The sequence below is a fragment of the Microbacterium sp. Bi128 genome (assembly GCF_918698205.1).
The window spans coordinates 1-3640 of record NZ_CAKKMM010000441.1; the positions used below are offsets into that span (position 1 = coordinate 1).

The 3640-nt window shown below is 69.0% G+C and carries 6 protein-coding genes; 2 read left to right on the top strand and 4 right to left on the bottom strand.

The window, feature by feature from the left end:
* Both LQV45_RS20615 and LQV45_RS20620 read right to left on the bottom strand, forming a co-directional pair.
* Positions 1-553, bottom strand: a 553-nt coding sequence (locus LQV45_RS20615) for a response regulator transcription factor (RefSeq protein ID WP_230008616.1), incomplete at its 3' end; no start/stop codon positions are given.
* Positions 554-689: 136 nt separating this feature from the next.
* A complete protein-coding gene (locus tag LQV45_RS20620; RefSeq protein ID WP_230008617.1) occupies positions 690-1712 on the bottom strand; it encodes a glycoside hydrolase family 6 protein in 1023 nt (340 codons plus the stop codon).
* 141 nt (positions 1713-1853) lie between these two features.
* Between LQV45_RS20620 and LQV45_RS20625 the strand changes: the two genes are divergently transcribed.
* The gene (locus LQV45_RS20625) at positions 1854-2174 is read left to right on the top strand and encodes an ATP-dependent DNA ligase (protein ID WP_230008618.1); all 321 of its coding nucleotides are present in this window, start codon (positions 1854-1856) and stop codon (positions 2172-2174) included.
* A gap of 7 nt (positions 2175-2181) precedes the next feature.
* Here LQV45_RS20625 and LQV45_RS20630 read toward each other — a convergent pair whose 3' ends face one another.
* Positions 2182-2637: a MarR family winged helix-turn-helix transcriptional regulator gene (locus LQV45_RS20630; RefSeq protein WP_138177667.1), complete on the bottom strand. Its 456-nt coding sequence runs from the start codon at positions 2635-2637 to the stop codon at positions 2182-2184.
* A gap of 201 nt (positions 2638-2838) precedes the next feature.
* On the opposite strand from LQV45_RS20630, the gene LQV45_RS20635 reads away from it, so the two are divergent.
* Positions 2839-3177 carry a hypothetical protein gene (locus LQV45_RS20635; RefSeq protein ID WP_230008619.1) on the top strand — a complete coding sequence of 113 codons (339 nt, stop codon included), beginning with the start codon at positions 2839-2841 and terminating at the stop codon, positions 3175-3177.
* A 36-nt stretch (positions 3178-3213) separates the two neighbouring features.
* On the opposite strand, the gene LQV45_RS20640 is transcribed toward LQV45_RS20635, so the two are convergent.
* Entirely contained in the window at positions 3214-3507 is a 294-nt protein-coding gene (locus tag LQV45_RS20640; RefSeq protein WP_230008620.1) for a hypothetical protein, read from the bottom strand.
* Between the last annotated feature and the right edge of the window lie 133 nt (positions 3508-3640).

Consider the following 3640-nt stretch of genomic DNA (forward strand, 5'->3'; position numbering starts at 1 on the left):
GCTCGGGTCGCTGCGACGAGGGCACGACCACCGGGGCGCTCGGTTGCGGAGCGGGCAGGGTGGGTGCCGGGGCGGCCTCCATGGGACGCACGGGCTCGGGCGTGGGGCGGGCCGTGGGGAACGAAGGCCCGACACTGTCTTGACGCGGCGCGGTCGTTCCGGGGCTGCCGGCGCGGGGCCGCCGGAGCAAGGCCTCGATGCGGGCCCGCAACTCGCGCGGGCGGAAGGGCTTGACCACGTATTCGTCTGCGCCGGCTCCCAGGCCCAGGACCACGTCGGCCTCTTCCTCGAGGCCGGTGAGCATGATGATGTACGTGTCGCTCTGCTGTCGGATGCGGCGTGCGGCCTCGAAGCCGTCGATGCCCGGCATGTTGACATCCAGCGTGGTGATGAGCGGCTGATACGCAATGACGGCGCGTACCCCGTCGATCCCGTTGCCGACGGAGACGGTGGAGAACCCCGCGGACTCGAGCACCTCGACGAGGAGATGACGGATGTCAGGGTCGTCCTCGACGATCACTGCCGTCTTCAGCATCTCGGTGCTGTTGCTCATCCCACCACTCTTCCGGCTTCGCACGTCTGTCGTGCCCGCGCTCTCCCCCGAGGCACGGCGACCGCGGAGCGGCCGAGCCACATCCTTACACACTTCGGAGCGTCGACGGCGACCGCCGGCGGTCGTCCGCCCCGGTTCAGCGGCTCTCGCGCGTCAGTTCCACTGCGGCATCCGGCCACCAGGTGCCCGCAACGGGACCGCCGTTGCATTCGCCGTCGCTCTCGCCCGGAGGCTTGATCCAGAGTGTGGTGTCCACGACACCGTCCCCGAAGGCGCCGCTGGCGGCGCCCACGAGTCGGCCGCCGGGGTTGCACCAGTCCGGTCCGGCAGGACCTGCGCCGTTGCGGGAGGTGTCGATGATCGCGTGCGTGCCGCCGAGGAGATCGGACAGTCGGTGCGCGTAGGCGAACTCGTTCGCCGTGTCCTGATAGTTCGAGACGTTCAGGGCGACGCCGCGGACCTCATCGATGAGCCCGGTCGACCGCAGCAGGTCGGCCATCTCGTTCACCGGATGCCATGCCGAATGACCGCCGTCCAGGTAGATCCAGGTGTTCACGCCGCGCAGGTTCTCTACCGCCGTACGCAAGTGGCGTGCGCGCTCCTCGAGGGAGCCGCACGAGGGGGCGAGAGCGATGCTGTCGGGTTCGAGGACGACGATCTTGCGCACGTCGGACGCATTGCGCAGCGCGTCACCGATGCGGGCGGTCCACTCGCGGTAGGCGTCGGGGTCGAGACCTCCGGCGGAGTGGTTGCCGCAATCCCGGTCGAGCAGGCCGTAGACGGCGATGGACACGGTGGCGTCCTGGTCACGGGCTTCGGCCGAAAGGTGGGCCACCCGGTCCCACACCTCGTCGACGGGGTCGATCTCGGGAGTCAGCCAATAGGTCGTGGGCTGCGCCGCCAACCAGGACGCGGCCTCGGCCTCGGCGGATCCCGCCGGCGTCTGCTGGGCGGCCTTGGCGGCCTTCGACTCGTCCGGGGTGACGATGCGGGTGTCGACGGCGGGAGGGCGCGCGGACAGCGTCTGGAACAGGGAGGACACGAGGGAACCCACCACGGCGATCCCGACCACAAGCGCCACGACGAGCACGACGGCCCCGCCCACCAGGACCGGCCGCGGAATCCGACGCCGGCGCTTCGGGCGGTGTGCTCTCCCCACTCTGAGGACTTTAGTCGAGCGATCCCGTGCGCGGCCGCAGGTCGAGGAGCGAACCCGGCCGTGATGACGGCGGACGCCCCCGGGGGTCGAAGCGCCGCCGTCGTGCACTGATTAGGTCGATCGAGCGGATACCCTGTCCTCGTGGGCAAATTGGTTTACAACGCGCTCGGTCACGCGGTCGACGTCGAGGACCGGACTCTGGCCCATTTGCGCCTGGTCTTCATGAACAAGCTCCGTCGCGGCGAACCATTCATGTTCCACTTCCCCGTCGGTGACGGGAGTGGCTCGCGTACTCTCTGGATCCACCCATCGATCCCGCTGGTGTTCCACTTCTACGGCAGTCGTCCGCCGCACGTGAACCGTCGTTGGATCGACGAACTCATGCACGAGGCGAGTTCGCCGAACGGGCTGACGGTCGTGCCGGAGCCGGATCCGGATGCCGCGGAGTCGATCTCGGTGTGAGCCGAGTTCAGCGGCACTCGGCGTCGACGACCTCGCGGACGCGATCGAGGAAATCGGCGAGCTGGTCCGCGGCGCCGGCGGGAAGATCGAGAGCGAACTCGCGGATCCTCGCCGTGACCGGGTCGATCGCATCGGCGTCCGTGCTGCGGTCGAAGGGCACGACGAACTTGCTGCGACGATCGGCCGGGTTCGCCACGAAACCGATCAGCCCGCCCGCGTACAAGCGGTCGAGCATCCCCGTCACCGAGGCGGTCGACACGGCCAGGGCTTGAGCGATCTCGGTGGGGGTGATGGTGCCGCCCTCGTCGGCCCGTTCGAGGATCAGGCGCATCGCCGCACGGGCGTTCTCGCTTGGTCCGCAGTCGGTCTGCCGGCGGCGGGCCAGTCGAGCCTCGGCCAGGCGCAGTCTCTCGACGGCGCGGGCGGCGACCGTCGATGGGTCGTCTTCAGTCACGATCGTCATTGCTCTCCTGTCGGGTCCGGCCGCCCGAGGCGACAGTCTAGTTACGCAAACGAGGCACTCGTACGGCGGCGTCGGCCTCGGACGCGTCGGTGACCTCGAAAGAAACTCGGTGGAACGCCGCGATTCCTGCGTGATTCACGTTGTGATGGTTAGGCGATCTAGTAAAATCCTGACTGCCGAAAACTCCGGAAGGAGATGCTCATGGGCCTACTGTTCTACGGCTCTTCCGAGCGCCCGATCCGGATCCCGGATCGCGTGCTCGCCCACGTGAAGGTCGTCACCGCGACCAAGCTCCGCCGCGGCGAGAGCTTCACCCTGTCGTGGCGGCACCCCGACGAGGAAGAGGGCGGGCGCAGCACGATCTGGATCCAACCCGCGATCCCGCTGCGTTTCGTCTTCGGGTCCGTCGAGCCCGAGGTGCTCGACCCGACGCTGTTGCAGGCCTTCGCCAACTCGGCGAACTCCTCCAGCGGCCTCAGCATCGACCTCGACGACTCGCCGTCCGAACAGCCGGCCGGGGCGTCTCGGCGCACGGTCTGACGCCGGACCTACCGCGCGGAGGAGGAACGTCATCGGTCAGACCCGACCGGCCGCGTGCCGGTACGCGATGAGCGACATCCACTCGCTGCCCGGGCAGGGCGGGGCCGATCGTCCCCGCATGCGCTCCCACGCCTCGACGTAGATGCCCTCCAGAAGGGACTCGGCGCGCGCGGCCTCTCTGGTGAGGGTGAGGAGTACCGCGTACACGCGCGGGGCCGTCACGTCGTAGAAGTCGACGAAGGCGCCGCGGTCGCCCGAGGCGGCGCGCACGAGAAGGGCGTCCAGATCGACGCCGGCCCGTGCCGCGCGGGTGCTGTCCGTGAGCGTCATGGGCACCTCCTCGGTCGACGTGCTCTCAGTCAACAGTCCGGGGCTGCTCGCGACCGGGGGTTGCGTGACCGTGGCCATTCGCTTAGCGATTCGGGCACACTCGTGTCACGCCGCTCGGACGTACCGTCAAGCC